General features: G+C 33.1%; 1 protein-coding gene. It reads left to right on the plus strand.

All coding sequences use genetic code 11. From position 1 onward, the window contains the following. On the plus strand, window positions 1-607 hold a 607-nt coding region (locus tag ABG79_RS12160), incomplete at both ends, for an IS256 family transposase (protein ID WP_152978260.1).

Consider the following 607-nt stretch of genomic DNA (forward strand, 5'->3'; position numbering starts at 1 on the left):
CTAATTTAGGATATGAAAAGTATGAGAAAAAAGATAAGGACATTTCCAATTCAAGGAATGGATATTCTTCAAAAACAGTAAAAACACAATTTGGTGAAATGGAACTTAACATACCAAGAGATAGAGATGGAGAATTTGAACCAATAATCGTCCCGAAACATAAGAGAGATATATCAGGCATTGAAGAGAAAATTATTTCTCTTTATTCAAGAGGTATGTCAACAAGAGATATACACGAACAAATAAAAGATTTATATGGCATTGAAGTTTCCGCTGAAATGGTAAGTAAAATAACTGATAGAATAATCCCAGAAATAAAAGAGTGGCAGTCAAGACCACTTGAAAAGATTTATCCCTTCATTTTTATGGATGCAATACATTACAAGGTAAGGACTGAAAATCATATTATCAATAAAGCTGCCTATGTAGTCCTCGGTGTTACAATAGAAGGCACCAAAGATATATTAGGGATATGGATAGGCGAAAATGAAACATCAAGATTCTGGCTTGGTGTATTAAATGAGCTAAAGAACCGAGGTGTAGAAGATGTATTGATATTCTCGGTTGATGGATTATCTGGGATAAAAGAAGCAATCCAAGCAACATT

This window comes from Caloramator mitchellensis (genome assembly GCF_001440545.1).
GTDB classification, from domain to species: Bacteria; Bacillota; Clostridia; order Clostridiales; family Caloramatoraceae; genus Caloramator; species Caloramator mitchellensis.